Here is a 21,559-nt window from a genome sequence, read left to right on the forward strand (position 1 = left end):
TGAAAAAAGCTGCAGCACCAAGCACTTTAGCGCTTTGACGCGCGATTATCTGTTGTCATTATAGTATAGCTACTCAGGTTTGGCAACAACTCAAATGCAAAAACACGCTTCACAGGTCAGGGACAAACCCTTCCACGTAAGCGTGTCATCATCTAGACAGGAACTAGTATTAGCCGTGCATAGGTTGCTTCTGGACGACCCTCGGAGGCTCACATAGCTGAGGATCATTCATAAGACCCGTAATTTGTGAGGAATCAACTCCTAAAATTTGAGCACATTCTTGAATGGAAATCATTCCTCTGCGATAAGCGGTAATCACCTTGCGTTTGTCCATGATAGCCCCCTAAGCGTGTATGCATTGTTCAAAGCCTATTGTCTCTCGTTCACTTTGAACTGCTACATCTTAGTATTGGAAAATAAGGAAGTTCTTATACTCCTTTTTTCCGATAAAAGAACGTTTCAGCCGCTTCTAGATCATATTGACCAGGTGAAAAAATCTGTTCTGTCGAGCCGACGAAAAGCAGACCGCCTGGTTTAAGGGCTTTGGCAAACTTCTGGTACAGCACATGCTTGGCTTCTTCTGTGAAATAAATGATGACATTACGGCACACGATAAGATCGTAACCGCTATCAAATGTATCAACAAGCAAATTTTGTTTCTGAAACTTGACTGACTTTTTGAGTTCTTCCGAAACATGAAACATTAAGCCATCCTGTTTAAAATATTTCTTCACATAATTAGCTGGCACATCACGCACAGAACGATCCAAGTACAACCCTTTACGTGCTTTCTCTAAAGCACCATCGTCAATATCTGACGCATGTAGGCTCGTCTCAGCCAACGCCCCTTGCTCAGCTAAAATCATAGCTAGTGTGTACGGTTCTTCACCTGTGGAGCAGGCTGCACTCCAAATTTTCAATCGGCGATTCCGCTTCAGCATCTCTGGTATAAATTTCTGTTCTACAAGCTCCCAACGATTCGGGTTCCTCCAAAATTCAGAAACATTGATCGTCATCCGATCCAAAAACTCATAGAACAGTTCCTTGTCCTTCATCATCGCTTCAAAAAAAGAAATAAACGTATTGTAACCCCGCTTCAATCGCAAGGTAGTTAATCGTCTCTTCATTTGCGCTTCCTTATACAACGCAAGATCAATGGACGTGTGTTCCTTTATTTTTTTAATAAACAACAAAAAATCTTGATCCTCCATGCTGTCCACCCACCTTGATCAATATGTACCTTGATACATTCTGTGTGGATTTACCAAATTCCTTCATAAAAAAACAAAAAGAACCTGTATCGTATCCGATAACAGATTCTTGCAGCGAGAGATTAGATCCATTCTTGTATGTTCTTTGAATATGTAAAAATTTCGTTTGGCTGAAAAAAATTATTAATTTCACGCTCAGCACTTTCGGATGAATCAGACCCATGAATCAGGTTGAGATTCGTATGTACAGCATAATCACCGCGAATGGTTCCAGGTGCGGCTTCCAATGAATTCGTTTTGCCAATCATCGTTCGCGACAACGTAATAACTTGATCACCATGCCATACCATCGCAAAAACAGGTCCTGATGTAATAAAATTCACAAGTCTTTCGAAAAAATCTTTACCTTTATGCTCTGCATAGTGGATCTCGGCTTGTTCTCGGGAAATAACCGTCAACTTGCTGCCAATCAATTGAAAACCTTTCTGTTCAAACCGTTTTACAATCTCGCCAACAAGCCCCCGTTGTACACCATCTGGTTTAACCATGAGAAATGTTTTTTCCATTGAAAGACTACCTCCTTCGTTAATAAGATCGATTCCCGATAAAATGAGCGATTTCGATGAGATCTTTCTTTGCTTGGTTATCCGGCAGTGTGCCTAAAGACGAAATCGCTTTATCGATATATACCTGGGAAAGTCGATCGGCTTCCTTGATGCCAGCACTGCCACGAATCATTTCTAAGAATCGACTTACATCCGTTTGTCCATCCAGTTTATGTATTCGATCAAGTTCTGTCAATATCATTGGCTTTAAAACTGGATCTTGCAGGGTCAAGATCACCGGCAACGTAATATTCCCCTGCTTGACGTCACTTCCGGGCGGTTTCCCGATCTGTTTCTCGGTCCCTGTTAAATCCAGAATATCATCCCTAATTTGGAAGGCCATACCTACATTATATCCAAAATTATACAACTTAGTGCTTACCCAGTCAGGAGCGCCTGAAGCCATCGCGCCTAATTGACAGGAGATTGCTATTAATAACGCAGTTTTGCGTCGAATGCGAAGTAAATAGTCACGTATGGTTTGCTCGGAATGAAAGAAAAAACGAATTTGCTCCATTTCTCCAATGGACATTTCAACAATGGCTTTTGACATGATTTGGTGAACTCTCGGGTCCCGAATCTGAGTGATCACACCTAGTGCTCTTGCAAAAATATAATCCCCAGTAAACATCGCAATACGATTATCCCATTTGGAGCGAACCGTCAATTGACCACGTCGTGTGTTAGCATCGTCAATAACATCATCATGCACAAGAGATGCCATGTGAATAAGCTCTAATGGCACTGCTACATTTTTCATCGTTTGGAGTTCATAATGACCAAATTCACCAGAAAGAAGAACGAAAACGGGTCTAATCCGTTTTCCTCCCGCTTTAAGTAGGTGGATCGAAGTTTCTCTTAGTAAAGAGTGATCGTTATTCACACTCTCTTCCAGCTCTTTCTCTATCGCTGAAATGTCTCTTCTTTTTCTTGCATATATATCCAACAAATTTTTCATTCGGTCACCCGTGCCACTTTAGAATCTTCCCAAATGCCAATTTGAACTGGCTTCGGTAAGAAACCAAGTTCATAACAATACTGATAATACGAATGAAGACCATCCCACTGCTCGGCCGCGAAATCATAACACAATGTATGAAAATAATGATGCCAATAGTCGGAAGTGCCACCAACGGTTGCTTGTGCCTCCTCGATCATATACGTTGGCTCCCGATGAGCCTTTTCCTTACTTGCCTTAAATGCTTCAAAAATAGTAGTTACAAGCTCTGGATAAGCATGAATCGTTTCTTTGCGGATTGCCCAGACAGCGAACGTCATCCATTTCCCCGTCCATTTGGCCCATTCTTGACCGAGGTCCGTAATCATATACTTTTGATTCCGCCAGCTTTCCTTAATGGCATCATCCCCAATGAGAAGAGCAGCATCTGCTCCCTCCATCATTTGGTCTAGATTCGGCTTCGCATATTCATACGTCGGTTTACCATTATAAAATTTTTCTAAAATAATTTTAAGTAAATTGACAGAAGTCGCAGACGTCGTAGGAAGAATAATTTTCCCGTTCACGATTTCCCGTAATGGTTTGTCATGGAAAAGTAGAATCGAGTTGACTTCACCATAGGAGCTAACGGATAAATCCGGGAAAAGCATATACTCCTCAAAAAATTGACCGTATGAAAAAGAAGAAATGGGTCCCATATCAATTTGGCCTTCAGCCATAGCTTTATTAAGAGATGTGGGTACCTGTTCAATAATATCGACTTCTGAACTATTCATCAGTTCAGGAAAATAATAATAGATCGGCCACACGTTTGTATAATTGATTCGACCTATTCGGATTTTAGGGTCTAGGTTGCTCATCAATATCTCCCCATCTGCGGTACAAGGAATGATCAATCTCCATGCTATCCATTACTTTGCCTACCAAAAAGTCAACCATCTCATCGATTGAGCGCGGACGATTATAGAAGGCTGGCATAGCCGGTATCATTCGCACACCCATTCTTGTTAGGGTAAGCATATTTTCTAAATGTATAGCATGCAAAGGTGTTTCCCTTGGCACCAAAATTAATTTTCTTCCTTCTTTTAACATGACGTCCGCGGTACGCTCAAGCAAGTTATCGGACGAACCATGCGCAATCCCAGATAACGTGCCCATCGAGCACGGAATCACAACCATCCCTCTGGTTCGAAAAGAACCACTTGCCACGGTCGCACCAATATTCGCTACGGGATGATACTCATACGAACCTGCTCGTCCACCGAAGTGCTTCTCAAGTACCTCTAGACGTTTTGTAACACTCCAGTCATGTTCATCCTGCAGAACACGCCAACCCGCATCTGTAATAATAAGATGCACATCTAAACCAAGATCCAACAACACTTCACATAATCGTACACCGTAGATGGCTCCACTCGCACCCGAAATTCCAACGACCCAGTTTCCGCCGTTCATGAGTGCTTACTCACAAGTACATCAAGTAATGTGAAAGTAAACATGACTAAACTCAATACACCATTCATCGTGAAGAAAGCCGTGTTTAATTTGGACAAATCCTGCGGAGTAACGAGTCTGTGTTCTTTAAACAGCAATATATAAGCAATAACAAGCCCCACCAAATACAACCAACTCAGATGCGTGATGAAGAATAAGGAGACTAAACCAATTGCAGTTAAAACATGCAGTACGCGTGCTGTTAGTAGTGCTGCTTTAATGCCAAATCGACTTGGCAATGAGTGCAACCCTTCTTTGCGATCAAACTCGGCATCCTGGCAAGCATATATAAGATCGAATCCAGCACTCCAGCATGCAACTGTTAGGAAAAAGATGATCGACGACCATGTAAATTGACCTGTAACTGCAATCCAACCGCCAAGTGGGGCAAGCCCCAAGGTTAAGCCCAGTACAAAATGGCATGTCCAAGTAAACCTTTTGGTATAGGAATAAATCACAAGAAAGAACACAGCAATGGGTAAAAGCTTCATGGACAGAGCACTTAAGTGATAGGTTGCCCAGAAAAGAACTGCAAACGAGATGATGATATAGAGAATAACTTGCGGTATTGAAATGAGCCCGGCAGGAATTGCTCGATTCTCTGTTCTTGGATTGCGCTTGTCAATAGCTTGGTCAATTACACGATTCAATGCCATCGCGGCCGTGCGTGCACCTACCATAGCTAAGGTGATCCAACCGATCTGTGCCCAGCTAGGTAAGTGTCCCTGCCATACAACGGAACCGAGTATAGCTCCCATGAAAGCAAATGGCAAAGCAAACACACTGTGTTCGAATTTAATCATTTCTAGAAAAATCTTTAGTTTAGTAAACATATGTGAATTACACTCCTGATTTCTTATTACCTTTTGTCCCTACATGAAGCGCCGCTACACCACCAAAGAGTGGATGGGCCTGTACGTGATCTAAACCATTCTTCGAGAAGATGGCCGCGAGTTGCTTATGATCTGGAAACGAAATTAATGATTCCGGTAACCACTTATATTGCTCATATTTCTTAACAATCAATTTACCGAGGAACGGCATGATATGTCGGAAATATACATAATAGATGGACTTAAATGGCTGCCATGTTGGTTTGGATAGCTCTAAAGACACAACTAGCCCTCCGGGCTTAACGACACGTTGCATTTCGCGAATGACTTGTTCAAGATCGGGCACATTACGCAAAGCAAACCCGATTGTAGCAAAGTCAAACGTATTGTCGTCAAACGGAAGACTCATCGCATTTCCTTGTATAAGCTCGACCTGCTGATCCAAGTGCTGTTGTTTTATTTTCTCGGCACCAATATCCAACATATTTTGGCTGAAATCCAATCCAACCATTTTCCCAGTTCTACTAGCTTGAGCAAGACTAATGGTCCAGTCACAAGTTCCACAACATAAATCGATTGCTGTAGCCCCAGGCTGTACATTCATCTTCTTCATTGCAAATTTACGCCAAGCTTTGTGACGATTAAAACTAATGATATTATTCATCAAGTCATATTTAGGTGCGATGCTTTCAAAAACACCATGTACAAATTCTTCTTTACTTTTCGCTTTTTTATTTTCACTATTCGTATTGCTTACACTCATTCCCCAGGTCCCCTTAAATTTCTTCTAACACTTTAGGATGTTCCCCAGCAAATCGTAAAAAGGGCTCTCCCATGTGAAAGAGTTCACTTTGTAGCATATCCGATTCAAGCTTCTTTACAAAGTCCTGCAATTGCTTCGTTTGAATGTTCAGCAATTGATACAACTGTGAAGAAATATTGTATTTATGTAGAAGTGTACGAACCTTCGTCGTATCTACCTCTTCACCTTGTAATAGCTTCCGCTCTTCTCGTGTGCCGTGCTGGCTAATATGCCAATAACCCCAACTGCCTCTGAACTTAGAAATGGTTTCAATCCGGAAAATTTCTGTGAACAACAGTTCACATCTCACAAAGCCTCTCAGAATTTCAGGCCACGCTTGTTTGTTATGACCAAACATGACTTCTGAAAAAGACAAAAAAAGCTGAGATTTAATTTCCACCGTGAGGTGAATGTAATCTTCTGCCGTCATTTTCAGCTGTTTCATTTTCGTATAGCTGGTCATCTTTAACCGATTTACTTCACAGATTGCATTTGAAAGTTGCTTAATCATATCGATCTGCCCTGTTTTAGCTAGTAGATGATAAAATCTCGCACTAAAGTAATCTCCTGCAAGTACTTTTAACTGCCGCGATCTTGATGCCTTTTTCTCCTTGACTTCATTGGACACAGTCACAAGATCATGAGTATCGAGTCCTAGCTGCACAAGTGCTGTTGCTAAAGTAAATAATTCACTTAATGAGCTTAGTTTGTTATTTTCATTCAAGAATGCAAACAACAGACGTGTGCGCAACTCGGGAAAATCGGGCAAGTCTGTGTGAATTTGGATCATATCATACTCCGTGTACTGCTTAGCGATCTCAGGGATCCGATAAGAATTCATGCAAAAGCCTCCGTAACCGTATGCCAAATATCATTTAATGAAACTGGATGTCTCAATCCAAATTATTATAGCATAACACGTTAATAGAAGCACAATAAATTATAGGGGATACTTTTGTTGCCACTTGGAGGTGTACGTGATGCGAAATCGGTTCTGAAGCTCTTGCTCCAATTGAATTAAACTAAGCTCTGACGGCTTCTTCTCCATATCTTCGCCAAATTCACGCTGTGCAACCATAGCCAAGACAAGCTGAGTGGAAGTTGTATTGGCCGAGCCGGAATAGTCAATTATGCGTACCCACACTTGATCGACATTTTTAGTTTTGACTAGCATGGTCTGTGCAATTGTATACAAATCACGATATACCGCAATCGTCTCCGCATTTTTGGGCAAACTTAAATCAAGAGACAACCGCGACGTACTCAGCTCTACTTTCCGTATTCGAAGCTGCAGTGGAATTTGAACCAGAAGATCAGCTAAGTTATTTTCGGTGAGCTGTCCCCCTCGATTATTGGACCACGTGTAGGCAGAACCTAAGCCTGATGAAAGTTCCATCTTTGGTAACATGGATAGACTAAGCGCAACAACAACCGAAATCCCTAGTGTGATCACAATACGCATTGACCATTTCACAATCAACACCCCCTAAGCATATGCAGGAGCAAATAACCAACAGGTTATCCAAATAAACAAGTCCTATACACCATTGTACATAGAAAAAAAGCAGGCTATGCCTGCTTTTCTGAAAATACATGTATTCTGTTGTTCCATACGATAACATGGATGTATTTCTTGTTAAACACACACGTCCAAGAAGGACGTTATAACCGTTTATTGGAATAAACTCTTATTCTTCTGTATCGATCGTGCCAAACTTGGTCATAATCAAAGCTTTGCCTCGTACTTTAACCGCGGATGTATGCTCAGTGAACTGAGCAATCATAACTTCACCCTTGTCTAGTTTCTCTGTATGATGAAAACGTGTGTCTTGTCCACGAGTTAATCCAATCACATGAACACCATTATCCTTCGCTTTAATTACAAAATACTCGTTACCGTTCGAGTTTGATTGATCTGGTTTATTCGATTGTTCCATATCCATCCTCCGCCCTTCCCTAACCTTAATCCCTTACCTAATGATGCCAAAAAAAGCAATAGGAAGTCAACATGTACTAACTAGTTAATTCAGAAGGTGCTGTTGTTGCGCTTTTCCGATAAAATCGTTTGAACTTCGCTGGCAATGCATGCGTTGATCCTAAGCGAATAAGAAGATCCGTCAATTTAACGGTTCCATAAGCGAATAACATGCCTGCGATCACATCGATCACCCAATGAATTTGCAAATACAGCGTCGAAAATATAATAGCCGAACAATACGTGACCATCATGTATTTGAAGATGCGATCCTTCTCCCGCAATGCAAGCAGCAGCATTGCAAACGAAATGGACGTATGCATACTAGGAAAGCAATTCATAACGGCTACTAATAAGGAGTTTTCATCCGCAAACACACGATGAAGTAAATCAGGCTGCTTATTTACATACCATACTTCATGAAGCAGAATCAAATTATAAAAAGGCAAAATAAGCGGGAATTGCAGCATATGTCCTGAAAGCGCGTAAGACAACATTTTTTTGATACTACGCGTCCAGAAGCTGCGAACAATACAAATCCAAAGTGAAAGCACAAAACCATAGTTGTACACCCATACCATTGCTCTATCCAAAAATGGCGTTGAAATCCACCTTGCCCATCCCCCCGTATTCAACGGGATCGCGTTCATGTAGCTATCCCAGCGCCAGGGATGTCGATTATTTTCAAACATCCAGTTCGCAATTTTCCACCAAAATCCATTGCCTGTCCCATAAAAATAATAAAATACACCTAATAGTGGAATGCCTATAAGAAAAAAGCGTTTCCAATCTACATCGATCTGATCCTTCCGTACGCCTAATAAGCAGATACACAGTAATATCCAACATTCTTTACTCCAATTACCCACCGTACCAATTTGCCAAATCAAGAAAATAGAAGCAATTATACCGAACATTGTCCAATCCAGTGACTTTATAAGCTCATTCAACTTCAATTTAATCAACCTTGTACCCCCTACGTAATCCAAGAGATTCCATCATATGAATGCTAATTCGGTTGGTTTCTTGGCATTAGAAAAAGACATCGAACACCGATGTCTCTGTCATAATCGGAGTAACACGATTCGAACGTGCGACCTCACCCACCCCAAGGGTGCGCGCTACCAGGCTGCGCCATACCCCGTCATGTTTACAGCCAATAATAACGCATTCACTTTTGTTAGTATAGTAGGAGAATTTCAAATTGTAAAGCCATTTTCAGGCAAAACAAATAAAGCCGTTACCCGCATTTCGCGGCCACGGCTTTATAATTATGTAACGTTCAATCCTATGTATAAATACAAATTATTGAATGCCATCTTTAAGTGCTTTACCAGGTTTGAAAGCTGGGATTTTGCTAGCTGGGATATCAATTTCTCCACCAGTCTGTGGATTGCGTCCTTTACGAGCAGAACGTTCACGAACTTCGAAGTTACCAAATCCAACCAATTGTACTTTATCTCCACCTTGCAATGCTTCAGAAATTGCATCAAAAACAGCATCTACTGCTTTCGTTGCGTCTTTCTTGGAAAGCTCAGATGTTTCCGCAACTTTGTTGATCAATTCAGATTTATTCATGCCATTCACCTCCCCCCAAAATTTCTCACTACCGTTACTTCCTGTTTTCACCGTTTTCCTAGAAATTATACATAAACTTCTGAAAAATCGTTGATTTTCTAAGCAAAATGAACTTTGAAAGCAGACGAATAAATTCATAGTAATACACTCAGGGAGCAATTTCAAGTATCTATTTCCATTTTATGTGGGACTTTCCGCTATCAAACGACAAAAAACACCCTTTCGGATGTTTTTTGTCCACATTTTCTTACAAAATAATGGCGATTAAGCCTCCAGAGCCTTCGTTAATAATACGTCCAAGCGTTTCTTGAAGTTTGTATCTTGCATTGTCTGGCATTTGGGCAAGCTTGCCTTGTATGCCTTCTCGCACAATCGAGTGCAGTGATCTTCCGAAAATATCGGACTCCCAAATCTTGAGCGGATTATCCTCAAAATCCTGCATGAGATAACGTACCAGCTCTTCACTTTGCTTCTCAGTACCGATAATCGGTGAGAACTCGGATTCTACATCCACTCGAATCATATGAATCGAAGGCGCAGTAGCTCTTAGACGTACGCCGAATCTGGAGCCTTGACGGATTAACTCAGGCTCATCTAACGCCATCTCAGCAAGTGTAGGAGGAGCTATCCCATACCCGGTTGTTTTGACCATCTCAAGAGCCTCAGCGAATTGATCATATTCCCTTTTCGCATGTGTGAAATCCTGCATAAGCTGGAGAAGGTGATCCTTCCCGCGAATCTCAACACCAACGACTTCGACGAGAATGCGATCGTAGAGTTCATCTGGTGCAAAGAGGTCAATTTCAGCTACACCTTGCCCCATATTCAGCCCTGCTAAGGCAGCCTTGTCGATAAACTCATATTCAGCAAATTGACTGACAACACGATCAACATCGCGTAAGCGTCTGATATCCTGTACCGTATCGCGAACCGATGCTTCGAACTGTGTCCGCAGCCAATGATTCTCATCTAGAACCATAACCCAGCTAGGCAAGTTTACATTCACTTCATGAACCGGGAACTCATACAGGACTTCACGAAGCACGGAGACCATTTCTTCTTCTCCAGCGCTAGCTACACTCATTGTTACAACTGGAACGTCATAGCGGCTTTGCAGCTCGCTGCGCAGCTCAAGTGCAGGCTCACTGTTAGGCTTCTGAGAATTAATGATCACAATGAACGGCTTTCCAACCTCTTTGAGTTCATTAATAACTCTTTCCTCTGCCAATACATAGGATGACCGCGGGATATCCGAGATCGTGCCATCTGTCGTAACCACAACACCCAATGTGGAGTGCTCTTGAATGACTTTCCTTGTTCCGATCTCAGCCGCCTCCTGAAAAGGAATAGGCTCATCGAACCATGGTGTATTGATCATCCGAGGTCCGTTCTCGTCTTCATAGCCTTTGGCGCCATCGACTGCATATCCGACACAATCAACAAGGCGAACGTTTACGTTCAACCCTTCGGCCACAGAAATTTGAACCGCCGTATTCGGTACGAATTTCGGCTCCGTTGTCATAATCGTGCGGCCAGCAGCGCTCTGCGGGAGTTCATCGGTAGCCCGGATCCTATCCGCTTCGCTTTGAATGTTCGGAAGCACTACAGATTCCACAAAACGCTTAATAAAGGTTGATTTCCCTGTCCGGACTGCGCCGACAACCCCCAGGTAAATGTCCCCTCCCGTTCGTTCTGCAATGTCCTTAAAGATATCCACTTTCTCCAAGAGAATCCCTCCTACAGTTTGGTCGTCAACTGACTCTAGTGACGGTAACAATTGACTACTCGTACATTCATTTGGACTAGTAAAAATATATGTACTTTCGATAGAAATATGATAGATGCGTTCCAACTTTTTTTCGCTCATATTTTATGAAGCACATACGGCTTTCGAAAGAATATATGATCAGTCGGTTCCGCTTATTCTATAAAGACAAAAAAACCTCTTCCACATGGGTAAGAGGTTCGCTTAAATTTAGTTATGTGGCATAGGTTGATTATCTTTCCAAACATAGGAAACGCTCCGAATCGGCACGAAGTAGGATTTATCTACGAGAATTTGCCTCAAATCTTGATCCGGTTTCAAGGAACCCTCTAAAACATTATTCTTAATGAACGTGTTGATATCCATCGCATAATCAATGGATACTTCTCCCGTTTGCTTATTTAGAATGTACGTAATGGCATTTTTCCGATTATACACGGATTTAATATCAGGTTCTTTCATCCCTATCAACTTGAAATCTACATAGGCAAAGGCTTCATTCATGGCGACCCCTTGCGGCATATTGCCGCCATGCTTCGCTATGTAATCATTCACTTTCTTCTGCACATCTTCCACACTTTGATAGGCAGACAGATCCATTAGCTTCACAGTAGGCTTCGTTTCGGCATCAACGAGTACGTAGATGAAGACACCACCACTTTCAAATGCGTTCGCTGGGACCGTACTGAGCAGATTCGTTTTTTTAAGTTTAGGAAAATCGATCACATACTTCTCATAGAGTGGTGTCGTCATCTCGCTATTCTTAATGGGAAGTACACCCGTTTTTTCATGATAACTATCTACTGCTTGTTGCACCACAGTAATAAATTCGGCAGGATTAATTTGATTCTCTTTCCGTAGCTCTTGTGGATATGCGCAGCCTGTAAGCAAAATAACCAAGATAAGTGCCAAAAGCAAGCTTCGACCTTGGGTTCGTTGTCGTTTTACTTTCACTATTCAACCATCCTATCTTGTCTAAATGAAATCGTCATCCTCCGCTTGTCTAGCTAGCTGTGCTCGAATTGCTGCCTTTAAGGGATCCTCCGGTATGTTTACTTCCACATTACCCGTTACTCGCGCTTGGCATGCAAGACGAACCCCCTCATCAGCTAGGGAGCCAAGCTTTAAGCGTTCATTCGTATTCAGAGGGGCAAGACCACTTTGGTCGCCTACCTTTACTTTACACATTAAACAGGCAGCCTTAGCTCCGCAACGCGTTCTAATATGAACTTTGGCTTTGTTACCTGCGTCCAACAATGTTGTGCCGGGTCTTACTTTAATTTTTTTATTGTCTGGCCAAAAATGAACATCAAACACACTCATAAGCGTCACCGTTTCCAATCTAGCAATTCGTTCATCTTTACATGAAATTCATGACCCCATTGATTACGGTTCATTAAATCACGCAAAGCCTGCATATGTTTGTCGGGATGATCTTGCATCATTCTGAGAATCGGTTCATAGCGATCAGGACGATTTCGAAGTACATTAAAGAGAAACTCATGCGCTAAGGGCATCACAGGAACCGCCCACGTCTCCATGGAGGCAGGACTATAATAGTTCTCAGACAAGTAATTGACTTCAACTTGATACAAAGATCCCAGTGCCTTTACTTTAAAATCACCAACAACCTCAACGATATGTCCATCAATCCTATAATGACTCAGCATCGAAGCATATATAGGAGTTTCACTAAATTCAGGGTTATCCATCGCGTAAGGCTGCAGCAACTGATGTACCGTGTGAACATCCTCCAGATCGATATAAATATCCAAATCTCTGGGAGTTCTTCCAATATCGACGTTATGCATGAGTAAGCCACAGCTTCCGCCAATTAGCCATTGCACGTTATGGGCTTGCTGTAACCGAGTATGAATAGTCGAAATCGACGGGAGTAGTGGCTCCAGCAGTTTCATCATGCCCACACCTTTCAGGCAGTAATTTTTAAAAATAAGGCTTGTGCGTAACGGAAATCGTTCCTACTTCCTTTACTACGCATTGACAGGCTAGACGGTAGCCTTGTGCAAGCTCCTCTGGCTCTAGTCGATCTTCTTCCGCTTCGGAAGCCTCTGCGAGCAGCTCGCGACCCTCTGCAACGTAACAGCGACATCTCGCGCAGGTTCCTCGTGTACACGAAAATCCCCAATCCACATCTGCCTTCAATGCATGATCCAGAATGGTTAATCCCGTCTCGGGCGTTAGTTTTATCTGCGTCTTGCGTGTTTTCAATTCTAACATGATGATTTCCCCTCCGGTTGGTTAAAACAAAGAAGATAACATAAAAAGTAAAATAGGAATAAACATTAAAAAAGCAATGAATGACAACACTCCGCGCCATACGCCAGATGTTCTTGTACGTGCATACGAGATCAGGAATGACGCAACAACCATCAGTCCCATGGCCACAAATGAGGCCCACATTTTGTCTAAAGATGACATATGATAAACTCCTTATGTAAAAATCGTGAAAATGAAACACATGTAAGTATAGCACAGAATGAGAAAAAAGCATAAAGGGGATGAACCCCTTCATGCTTCTATTTCTTACCCATCATCATGCTCATTAATTGCTGCATGTTATTGGTATCAAGTTTACTGCTTTTCACGGCTTGAACGATATCATTAATCGTTTCTTCAGACACCTTGACATTCACTAATCCAGAAACCTGTTTTATGAGAGCTCTTAATTGAACTTCACTCTGCATGGTAGAAGGTTTCACTCCACTTGCAATTTTTTCGATATCTTTAGCTGTTACGGATTTGCCCGTCTTCTTCTTGACCACACTTAATACGTCCTTCGACATATCTTTATTCGCCAATTGTGCCGCCTCCTGTACCCTAAGCTATTGAGAAATCCTGATAGGGTATAGTATGAATGCGGAGAAGATCTGGTGTAGGCTATCTCCAGCCTTTTCTCATCTTGTCAACGGTAATTCTTCCATTTCGTGTGTTCGCACACGTCCCATAAGATCACCTGCTGCAAGCTGTGGAGATTTCCCTTCAAATAAAACATTATGTAATTCATTCGTAATCGGCATAGTGACCTCATAGCGTTTCGCCAGGTCATAGGCTGCTTTCGTCGTTTTCACGCCTTCCACAACCATGCCCATTTCCTTGAGCACATCTTCTAATAGAATCCCTTTGGCCAATTTGTTGCCTGCTCGCCAATTTCTACTATGTTTACTTGTACAGGTAGCGATCAAATCACCAATTCCAGCTAAACCAGCAAAGGTAAGCGGGTTAGCACCCATTGCAGTACCTAATCGCGTGATTTCCGCGAGCCCTCGAGTAACAAGTGCCGCTTTCGCATTATCACCGAAATCTAAACCGTCTGTTAGCCCCGCGCCAAGTCCAATGATATTCTTCAGTGCGCCACCTACCTCAACACCTGTTACATCCGGATTCGTATACACACGGAAATATCGAGTAATAAGCAAGTCTTGAGCAGCTTCAGCCGCTTGTAAATCCTGTGCAGCGACAACGACAGTGGTCGGCATTTTGCATATGACTTCTTCCGCATGACTGGGTCCGGAAAGGACCACAAATCGCTTCGGATCCATCTCTGGCAGCTCATCCGCAAGTACTTCTGTCATACGCTTGAGAGTCCCTGTTTCAAAACCCTTGGTCGCATGAATGATAAGCGTATCTTTCTTCAAAAATGGACGCATGCGTGAAGCAACCTCACGCATGCCTGAAGATGGAACCACCATAATAATCGCATCCGCATCTTGTACGGCTTCTTGCAAAGAATGGGTCGCTATGATCGATGGAGATAGCGATATGTCTTTGAGAAAACGGCTATTCGTGTGTTTTTCATTAATTTCTACCACTTGTTCTTCATTACGAGACCATAGAAGGACTTCTTTCCCATTATCCGCCAATACCGAGGCGAGTGCCGTCCCCCAACTTCCAGCTACAAGGACCGATACTTTTTGTGTCACGGTTACCCCTCCTACGCGTAGTTGTTTTTCGTTAGGCTCTTTTCTGGCCCAGCTTGTTTTCTTTACCTTGAATAAGTTTCACAATATTCGTCCGATGACGTAAGAACGCAAAAGCACATAGCAAAATGCTTATCCACAAAACAGGTAACGGCCGGTCCATCCCCCAAATAAGAAAAGGTAAGAGTGCTGTAAGAATAAGGGAGCCAAGCGATACGAATCGTGTGATAGCGATGATGGCGATTGCTGTTAAGCCTGCAATTAATGTAGGAACAAAACAAAGCGTTGCCATGACCCCAATGGTGGTTGCAATGCCTTTACCACCACGGAAGCCGAAGAACACAGGCCAATTATGCCCTACAATGGCTGCTAAACCACACAAAACACGAATCCAGATGTCGTCAGGTCCCGGGGCAGCCCATACCCCCAGTAAGACAGCTACGACGCCTTTCAAAGCATCCAGCAGCAGGACGAGGATTGCCGGCCCCTTCCCCAGAACGCGAAGCGTATTCGTTGCCCCCGCGTTCCCACTACCGTGCTTGCGGATATCAATTCCCTTAAACCATTTTCCGAATAAATAACTAAAGCTGATGGATCCTAGTAAATAGCCCACTACAATTGTTATTATCGAAAGCAATGTACAACATCTCCTATTCTTTGTCCGAAGTTTTTCTACGGCTCAAGATGCGAATGGGCGTTCCTTCAAAGCCGAAAGCAGCACGGATTTTGTTATCCAAGTAACGTTCGTATGAGAAATGCATAAGCTCTGGCTCATTCACGAAGAGTACGAACACAGGCGGCTTAACGGCTACTTGTGTCACGTAGTTAATGCGCAGACGCTTCCCTTTGTCTGTTGGCGGCGGATTGTAAGCAACCGCATCGGAAACAACATCATTCAGGAGATGCGTTTGTACGCGCAAGGCATGATTCTCAGCCACTTGTACAATAACAGGCAGCAATTTATGAAGACGCTGAGTTGTTTTCGCAGATACAAACACAATCGGTGCATAACTCAAGAACAAGAAATGATCACGAATCGTCGTCGTGAAATGTTGCATCGTCTTATCATCTTTCTCAACGATATCCCATTTATTTACGACAATGACAATCGCTTTTCCTGCTTCATGCGCATAGCCTGCAATGTGTTTATCTTGGTCAATAATACCTTCTTGTCCGTCGATTACAACTAGCACTACATCTGCTCGTTCAATAGCTTTCATTGCCCGCATAACGCTGTATTTCTCGGTGTTCTCATAAACCTTGCCACGTTTACGCATACCAGCCGTATCAATGATAACGAACTTCTGTCCATCACGCTCAAAAGGGGTATCGATCGCATCACGTGTTGTACCTGCAACGTCGCTCACAATAACCCGCTCTTCACCAAGAATCGCATTCGTCATCGACGATTTCCCGACGTTCGGACGACCGATCAAGGCGAATTTAACAACTTCTTCACCATACTCGTCATCGGTTTTGTCCGGGAATAAATTACAAACAACCTCAAGGAGATCGCCAATCCCAATTCCGTGCGAACCCGAAATCCCTACAGGATCACCGAATCCAAGGGAATAGAATTCATAGATATCATCTTGACGCGCCAAATTATCAACTTTATTCACTGCCAAGACAACTGGCTTCTTCGAACGGAACAATAGCTGCGCTACTTCCTCATCCGATGGAGTTACACCCGCCTTCGCGTCAACCATGAACACGATGACATCCGCTTCTTCAATAGCAAGCTCAGCTTGTACACGAACAGACTTCAAGATTACGTCTTCGCCGTCAATTTCAATACCGCCAGTATCAATGACACTAAACGATGTATTAAGCCATTCACCAACACCATATAAACGATCTCGTGTAACACCTGGTTTATCTTCTACGATCGCCATACGATCGCCTACGATTCGATTAAAAATGGTGGATTTCCCGACATTAGGTCGGCCAACAATTGCAAGTACGGGTCTAGCCAATTTACATCTCTCCTTCGGATTCCATGATCATACATGGAAAATTACGCAACTTACATCATAACAAAAAAGAGGCGCCTTGGCTAATCTCTTTTGAGACTTCCATCAAATATGCGCCCATTCTCCAGATAATCAGGAATGTTTCACCAGAATCATCGTACCATTTCTCAGATCATGGGCATTCGCGTCTAACATTTTCTCCAAAGAGAATGCGGTTCTCTGCATCTCCTCTTCACCTTCAACCACAAAGATTGGTGCACCGCCAGCAATCCGGTCTTTCGACAATGTCACGATCGCGAGAATTTGCGACATAAGGGCATTACCCCTCCTACTTTTTATTTACTCCAGCTTCAGAAGGCATGCGCACAGCACTTTCAAGAACAGGTACACGATGAAGGGCAGTTAACGTTTTCTCTTTGTCATTTTCCTGCAAAAGCAAAAGCAAACCTATCGTCCCTGAGTCCAGGTCCAATTTAGCCATGGGTCGTAAAGAAGGCTCTCCCTCATCACGATACACGCCGAACAAAGTGGACATATCATACATAATGGCTTGCCTCTGACCGACATGAGAAATCGTTACACGTGCATTCCGATTTTTGGGCTTAATTAGAAAGCCTTGACCGTATTTCATTATTTTTTCGCGTGAATCCTGAAGCCCAACATTCATGATATATATAGAACCAACAGAGACATCAGGTCCATCCATATGAATATCAGCGGGTTCAATATCAGCGATATCCCCTAATTTGCTTCCTGATTTAAAAAAGTTTGCGAGCCAAATTGAAATTACTCCAGCAGCTATCCCCCAGTACCAAGCACCTAAAATACTAAATAAGGAGGCCATGAAAGCTGTCATAATAACCAAATAATTACGACCTTCGAAAACCATCGCAATCCCTTCGATATAGGCGGCTCCACGGGGTACAAGTTCTAACTCATCCACTTTCGTTAAACTCTGTCTTTCCATATTGCGTACATCTCTAAATTGTTGGGCCGCCAAGGAAAGAAACGTGACTGCCGTGTAGTTTTTCTCCAACAGTGCAGGAACGGCAACCGCTCCAAGACCAGCAGCGATCACACCGAGCGAGACATGAATAATTTTGCCATGCGGATACGTTGGATATTGCCGATAATCCGTTCGAAGCATATTGATCCGAGAGATAATACCAAAAATAACACCAATGACAATCCCGATGGTATAACGATGTGAATGTAACCACGCCAAATCCATTTCGTTAGTTGCCCCCCTTGCGGTCTAACCAGCTTCTCACAACGTTTCGGCAACCACTATATGCAGCTTGTATTACAATCGTTATCGTCCTTGCTGTAAAGATAGACAGCCACCACTGATCTTGGAACGTGGCCATGCCCAGTTGATGATATCCATCTACTAGATGAATGCCTGCTTGATACATATCCCCGATCAGATATCCGATCGAAATGGCAGCAATTTGTTCCCATGCATTGCGCTGCACGATTACGGCTACAACGGCAATCAACAGAGCAGTCTGCCATTCTGAATTACGAATGATAAGAATAGGGTCCATTTCTAGCAGTTGTTGAAATAGAAAGTGGAGTGAACCGATCAGAAGTCCAATGGAAAGCAGATGTAGCTTATGTATAAAACCTTGTGTGACATAAAGAATACTAAAGGCAATCGTTAATACAACAACATAGACAAGCTGGATATGTACATGTTGTATCGTCACGGTAACTCGCGATCCGATCAGCCAAGAGGCAAAAAAAAGAAGCATGCCTTTATGCGATATACTTCGGATGTACAGCTCCTTCCAGCCGCTAGCGAGCAAGATCAACGTGATGCAAAGGAGAATAAGCGACAGATAACCGGCATTCATAATCAAACCACCTAGCCTGCTTAGCTACCGATGACTTTCAAATTCATCGATTTGCTTGCGGATCTTCAGACTCCCCCAAATAAATAAGGGAGATCTGCCTGATCCTTAGTATGGCAATATTTTGATTATTTACTCTGATTCGTTCGCTCTGCGTATGAAGTTAAGTCAATCCCTCTCGTTCGACACCATTCCGCGGTATCTCCAACGATGACTACTGGGCATCCCGTAAGGTCTTGAATCGAATTAGCGCCTAACGCTGTCATAATTAAAATAAGTCCTTGGTGCAGCTCTTCTGCATATGCGTGAAGTGCATCTACACCATCTACACGCAATACCTTCAGAAATGCGCCTGCCATGCCCACTGCCGAAGCACCTAAGGTAAGTGCTTTCGCCGCTTCCAATGCATTGGTAATGCCGCCTGACGCAATAATAGAACCCCACGGATAAACAGATAGGGCCTCTAATAAAGTCATACTTGTCGGTGTACCCCAATCATTCAGCCAATCTAATGCAGCAGGTCTCCTGGCATTCTCAATGGCAGCAAAATTCGTGCCACCTGAGCCCCCCACATCGAGCACCTGAACGCCAATATTTCTCAACTGCTTCGCGTTATCACGTGAAATACCAAAGCCTACCTCTTTCACAATTACCGGTACAGGTGTTTGACGAACAATGTTTTCAATGCGTCCAAGCATACCTACGAAGCTGCGATCACCTTCTGGCATAATTAGCTCTTGCATAACGTTCAAATGGATTTGAAGCGCATTCGCTTCTATCATATCTACAGCCCGCAATGCTTGATCTGTTGTGGCTTCACTCCCCAAATTGGCGAAGATGATACCATTCGGATTCTCGCGTCGCACCACTTCGTAACTGGATGCCACTTCGCTATTCTTAATAGCTGACATCTGAGAGCCAACTGCCATAGGCAAACCTTTCTCCCTCGCGAGTATGGCCAATTCGCGATTAATACTCTCTGTCTCATGAGCGCCGCCGGTCATTGCATTAATTAAAATCGGCGAACTCATAGTGAGATCGCCGATTGTTGTTGTTAAAGCAATATGATCCGTCGAAGTCTCAGGAAGACAGTTATGCACAAGCTTGATATCCGCCAACCCTTGTTGACGGGTTTGACCAAGCTCCAGCGCGTAATGGACATGTTCCATTTTGCGTGAGATGCGCATTTCTGTACCCTCCCTAGAAATTGGATCTATTTATTTTTTAAATTTAGCCAGTTTATCTCCGAAACGCTCACCAAGAGTCATGGACAAACCTTGATTACTTAGGGATACGTTTTCGTTACCAGCAATTTCTTTTTGGTGACTAGCGCTGTTACCACGATCACGATCGCCGCGCGGTTGTCTTTCTCTTTCTGGTTTGCCAGCTGATGACGGAGCCGCTGCACCAGCAGGTGCTTCAGGAGCATCCTCTGTATCTTTAATGCTTAAGCTAACGCGTTTCTCAGCAAGGTTGATTTCCAAGATTTTCACTTGAACTTCTTGGCCTTCTTTCAAAACTTCATGCGGAGTACCGATGTGACGGTGTGCGATTTGGGAAATGTGAACAAGACCCTCAACACCTGGTGCCACTTCAACGAATGCACCGAAAGCTGCAAGACGTTTAACTGTACCTGTTACGATATCACCAGCTTTGAAATCACGCTCAACATGTGACCAAGGACCATCTTGCGTAGCTTTGATGCTCAAGCTGATTTTGTCATTGGCTGGATCCAATTTAAGGATTTGCACCTTAACTTTGTCTCCTTCTTTAACAACATCGGAAGCTTGTTCAACATGCTGCCAAGCAAGTTCAGAAATATGAACAAGTCCATCAATACCACCGATGTCAACAAATGCACCGAATTGCGTCAAACGTTGTACAGTACCATCTAGTACTTGACCAACTTGAAGACCTTCGATGATTTTTTTCTTGTTCGTTTCGAACTCTTCATCCAAAATATCTTTTTGGGAAAGGATGACTTTGTTTTTCTCGCGATCGATTTCTTTCACACGAAGACGCAAAGTGCGGCCTTTGTAGGAAGAGAAATCTTCAACGAATTGACGCTCAACCATGGAAGCAGGTACGAAACCACGTACACCAATATCCACAACTAAACCGCCTTTAACAACCTCAGCAACAGCTGCTTCGATGATTTCTTTGCTCTCAAGTTGTCCTTGCAGCGTTTCCCAAGCTTTCTCGTTGTCAACAACACGTTTGGACAATACCAACGTTTCTTTTGCATCGTTGATGGAAACGATCTTCAATTCTACTTCTTGACCAAGCTCGACTGCTTGCGCAGCATCATTCAAGCTTACGGAAGAAAGCTCACGAACTGGGATGACGCCATCGTATTTGTAACCGATATCCACGAAAGCTTGATCAGCGTCTACTTTAACGATTTTGCCTTTAACTGTAGCGCCTTTCTTCAACACAGCAACATTGTTAAGCGCATGCTCTGCTTCTGCTTGTGATACGGCCGTTTCTTGAGCTTCCTGTGATTGATCTTCAACTTTTACTTCATCTGACATGAGATTAGCCTCCTCTATTTACAACCAACAAAAATAATTTATA

Annotated in this window: 28 protein-coding genes and 1 tRNA gene; all 29 read right to left on the bottom strand. The window is 43.1% G+C overall.

Annotation, left to right across the window (positions count from 1 at the left end; all coding sequences use genetic code 11):
- Window positions 1–169: 169 nt before the first annotated feature.
- A complete protein-coding gene (locus GC096_RS03005) occupies window positions 170–334 on the bottom strand; it encodes a hypothetical protein (protein ID WP_164483568.1) in 165 nt (54 codons plus the stop codon).
- A 94-nt stretch (window positions 335–428) separates the two neighbouring features.
- Window positions 429–1,211: a CheR family methyltransferase gene (locus GC096_RS03010; RefSeq protein ID WP_171628816.1), complete on the bottom strand. Its 783-nt coding sequence runs from the start codon at window positions 1,209–1,211 to the stop codon at window positions 429–431.
- A gap of 122 nt (window positions 1,212–1,333) precedes the next feature.
- On the bottom strand, window positions 1,334–1,777 hold the full coding sequence (gene ndk / locus GC096_RS03015) for a nucleoside-diphosphate kinase (protein WP_171628817.1): 444 nt from the start codon (window positions 1,775–1,777) through the stop codon (window positions 1,334–1,336).
- Window positions 1,778–1,796: 19 nt separating this feature from the next.
- Window positions 1,797–2,774, bottom strand: coding sequence for a polyprenyl synthetase family protein (locus GC096_RS03020; RefSeq protein ID WP_171628818.1), 978 nt, complete (start codon window positions 2,772–2,774; stop codon window positions 1,797–1,799).
- On the bottom strand, window positions 2,771–3,634 hold the full coding sequence (locus GC096_RS03025) for a menaquinone biosynthetic enzyme MqnA/MqnD family protein (RefSeq protein ID WP_171628819.1): 864 nt from the start codon (window positions 3,632–3,634) through the stop codon (window positions 2,771–2,773). The genes GC096_RS03020 and GC096_RS03025 overlap by 4 nt, the downstream gene beginning before the upstream one ends.
- On the bottom strand, window positions 3,615–4,229 hold the full coding sequence (locus GC096_RS03030) for a UbiX family flavin prenyltransferase (protein ID WP_171628820.1): 615 nt from the start codon (window positions 4,227–4,229) through the stop codon (window positions 3,615–3,617). The genes GC096_RS03025 and GC096_RS03030 overlap by 20 nt, the downstream gene beginning before the upstream one ends.
- Entirely contained in the window at window positions 4,226–5,101 is an 876-nt protein-coding gene (locus GC096_RS03035) for a UbiA-like polyprenyltransferase (RefSeq protein ID WP_056614378.1), read from the bottom strand. Before GC096_RS03035 ends, GC096_RS03030 begins: the two co-directional genes overlap by 4 nt.
- Before the next feature lie 7 nt (window positions 5,102–5,108).
- The gene (locus GC096_RS03040; protein ID WP_171628821.1) at window positions 5,109–5,864 is read right to left on the bottom strand and encodes a demethylmenaquinone methyltransferase; all 756 of its coding nucleotides are present in this window, start codon (window positions 5,862–5,864) and stop codon (window positions 5,109–5,111) included.
- Between the two features lie 13 nt (window positions 5,865–5,877).
- The gene (locus GC096_RS03045; protein WP_171628822.1) at window positions 5,878–6,744 is read right to left on the bottom strand and encodes a heptaprenyl diphosphate synthase component 1; all 867 of its coding nucleotides are present in this window, start codon (window positions 6,742–6,744) and stop codon (window positions 5,878–5,880) included.
- Between the two features lie 99 nt (window positions 6,745–6,843).
- Window positions 6,844–7,377, bottom strand: coding sequence for a hypothetical protein (locus GC096_RS03050; RefSeq protein WP_171628823.1), 534 nt, complete (start codon window positions 7,375–7,377; stop codon window positions 6,844–6,846).
- A 214-nt stretch (window positions 7,378–7,591) separates the two neighbouring features.
- The gene (gene mtrB, locus GC096_RS03055) at window positions 7,592–7,840 is read right to left on the bottom strand and encodes a trp RNA-binding attenuation protein MtrB (protein WP_171628824.1); all 249 of its coding nucleotides are present in this window, start codon (window positions 7,838–7,840) and stop codon (window positions 7,592–7,594) included.
- Between the two features lie 76 nt (window positions 7,841–7,916).
- Complete coding sequence (locus tag GC096_RS03060; RefSeq protein ID WP_246302544.1) at window positions 7,917–8,843, bottom strand: phosphatase PAP2 family protein; 927 nt, start codon at window positions 8,841–8,843, stop codon at window positions 7,917–7,919.
- Window positions 8,844–8,948: 105 nt separating this feature from the next.
- Window positions 8,949–9,022, bottom strand: a tRNA-Pro gene (locus GC096_RS03065).
- A gap of 161 nt (window positions 9,023–9,183) precedes the next feature.
- The gene (gene hbs / locus GC096_RS03070; protein WP_056614405.1) at window positions 9,184–9,456 is read right to left on the bottom strand and encodes a non-specific DNA-binding protein Hbs; all 273 of its coding nucleotides are present in this window, start codon (window positions 9,454–9,456) and stop codon (window positions 9,184–9,186) included.
- A 247-nt stretch (window positions 9,457–9,703) separates the two neighbouring features.
- Window positions 9,704–11,182: a stage IV sporulation protein A gene (gene spoIVA / locus GC096_RS03075; protein WP_056614411.1), complete on the bottom strand. Its 1,479-nt coding sequence runs from the start codon at window positions 11,180–11,182 to the stop codon at window positions 9,704–9,706.
- 249 nt (window positions 11,183–11,431) lie between these two features.
- Window positions 11,432–12,175 (bottom strand): YphF family lipoprotein, encoded by a 744-nt coding sequence (locus GC096_RS03080; protein ID WP_312886173.1) that lies wholly within the window; start codon window positions 12,173–12,175, stop codon window positions 11,432–11,434.
- Window positions 12,176–12,196: 21 nt separating this feature from the next.
- Window positions 12,197–12,544 (bottom strand): 2Fe-2S iron-sulfur cluster-binding protein, encoded by a 348-nt coding sequence (locus GC096_RS03085; protein ID WP_171628825.1) that lies wholly within the window; start codon window positions 12,542–12,544, stop codon window positions 12,197–12,199.
- Between the two features lie 5 nt (window positions 12,545–12,549).
- A complete protein-coding gene (locus GC096_RS03090) occupies window positions 12,550–13,140 on the bottom strand; it encodes a nucleotidyltransferase domain-containing protein (RefSeq protein ID WP_171628826.1) in 591 nt (196 codons plus the stop codon).
- 25 nt (window positions 13,141–13,165) lie between these two features.
- Window positions 13,166–13,459: a 2Fe-2S iron-sulfur cluster-binding protein gene (locus tag GC096_RS03095; RefSeq protein ID WP_171628827.1), complete on the bottom strand. Its 294-nt coding sequence runs from the start codon at window positions 13,457–13,459 to the stop codon at window positions 13,166–13,168.
- Window positions 13,460–13,480: 21 nt separating this feature from the next.
- Complete coding sequence (locus GC096_RS03100) at window positions 13,481–13,660, bottom strand: DUF2768 family protein (protein WP_171628828.1); 180 nt, start codon at window positions 13,658–13,660, stop codon at window positions 13,481–13,483.
- A gap of 98 nt (window positions 13,661–13,758) precedes the next feature.
- On the bottom strand, window positions 13,759–14,025 hold the full coding sequence (locus tag GC096_RS03105) for a stage VI sporulation protein F (RefSeq protein ID WP_057312634.1): 267 nt from the start codon (window positions 14,023–14,025) through the stop codon (window positions 13,759–13,761).
- Between the two features lie 111 nt (window positions 14,026–14,136).
- On the bottom strand, window positions 14,137–15,162 hold the full coding sequence (locus tag GC096_RS03110; protein ID WP_171628829.1) for an NAD(P)H-dependent glycerol-3-phosphate dehydrogenase: 1,026 nt from the start codon (window positions 15,160–15,162) through the stop codon (window positions 14,137–14,139).
- A gap of 31 nt (window positions 15,163–15,193) precedes the next feature.
- Window positions 15,194–15,796 carry a glycerol-3-phosphate 1-O-acyltransferase PlsY gene (gene plsY, locus GC096_RS03115; RefSeq protein ID WP_171628830.1) on the bottom strand — a complete coding sequence of 201 codons (603 nt, stop codon included), beginning with the start codon at window positions 15,794–15,796 and terminating at the stop codon, window positions 15,194–15,196.
- A gap of 13 nt (window positions 15,797–15,809) precedes the next feature.
- On the bottom strand, window positions 15,810–17,135 hold the full coding sequence (gene der / locus GC096_RS03120; RefSeq protein WP_068670360.1) for a ribosome biogenesis GTPase Der: 1,326 nt from the start codon (window positions 17,133–17,135) through the stop codon (window positions 15,810–15,812).
- A 129-nt stretch (window positions 17,136–17,264) separates the two neighbouring features.
- On the bottom strand, window positions 17,265–17,444 hold the full coding sequence (locus GC096_RS03125) for a capping complex subunit for YIEGIA (RefSeq protein WP_171628831.1): 180 nt from the start codon (window positions 17,442–17,444) through the stop codon (window positions 17,265–17,267).
- A 16-nt stretch (window positions 17,445–17,460) separates the two neighbouring features.
- On the bottom strand, window positions 17,461–18,363 hold the full coding sequence (locus tag GC096_RS03130) for a YIEGIA family protein (protein WP_171628832.1): 903 nt from the start codon (window positions 18,361–18,363) through the stop codon (window positions 17,461–17,463).
- A 4-nt stretch (window positions 18,364–18,367) separates the two neighbouring features.
- Complete coding sequence (locus GC096_RS03135) at window positions 18,368–18,988, bottom strand: YphA family membrane protein (RefSeq protein ID WP_171628833.1); 621 nt, start codon at window positions 18,986–18,988, stop codon at window positions 18,368–18,370.
- Window positions 18,989–19,113: 125 nt separating this feature from the next.
- On the bottom strand, window positions 19,114–20,172 hold the full coding sequence (gene fni, locus GC096_RS03140) for a type 2 isopentenyl-diphosphate Delta-isomerase (RefSeq protein ID WP_171628834.1): 1,059 nt from the start codon (window positions 20,170–20,172) through the stop codon (window positions 19,114–19,116).
- A gap of 30 nt (window positions 20,173–20,202) precedes the next feature.
- Complete coding sequence (rpsA, locus tag GC096_RS03145; protein ID WP_171628835.1) at window positions 20,203–21,516, bottom strand: 30S ribosomal protein S1; 1,314 nt, start codon at window positions 21,514–21,516, stop codon at window positions 20,203–20,205.
- Window positions 21,517–21,559 lie beyond the last annotated feature (43 nt).

Source organism: Paenibacillus plantarum, from assembly GCF_013141695.1.
GTDB classification, from domain to species: Bacteria; Bacillota; Bacilli; order Paenibacillales; family NBRC-103111; genus Paenibacillus_E; species Paenibacillus_E plantarum.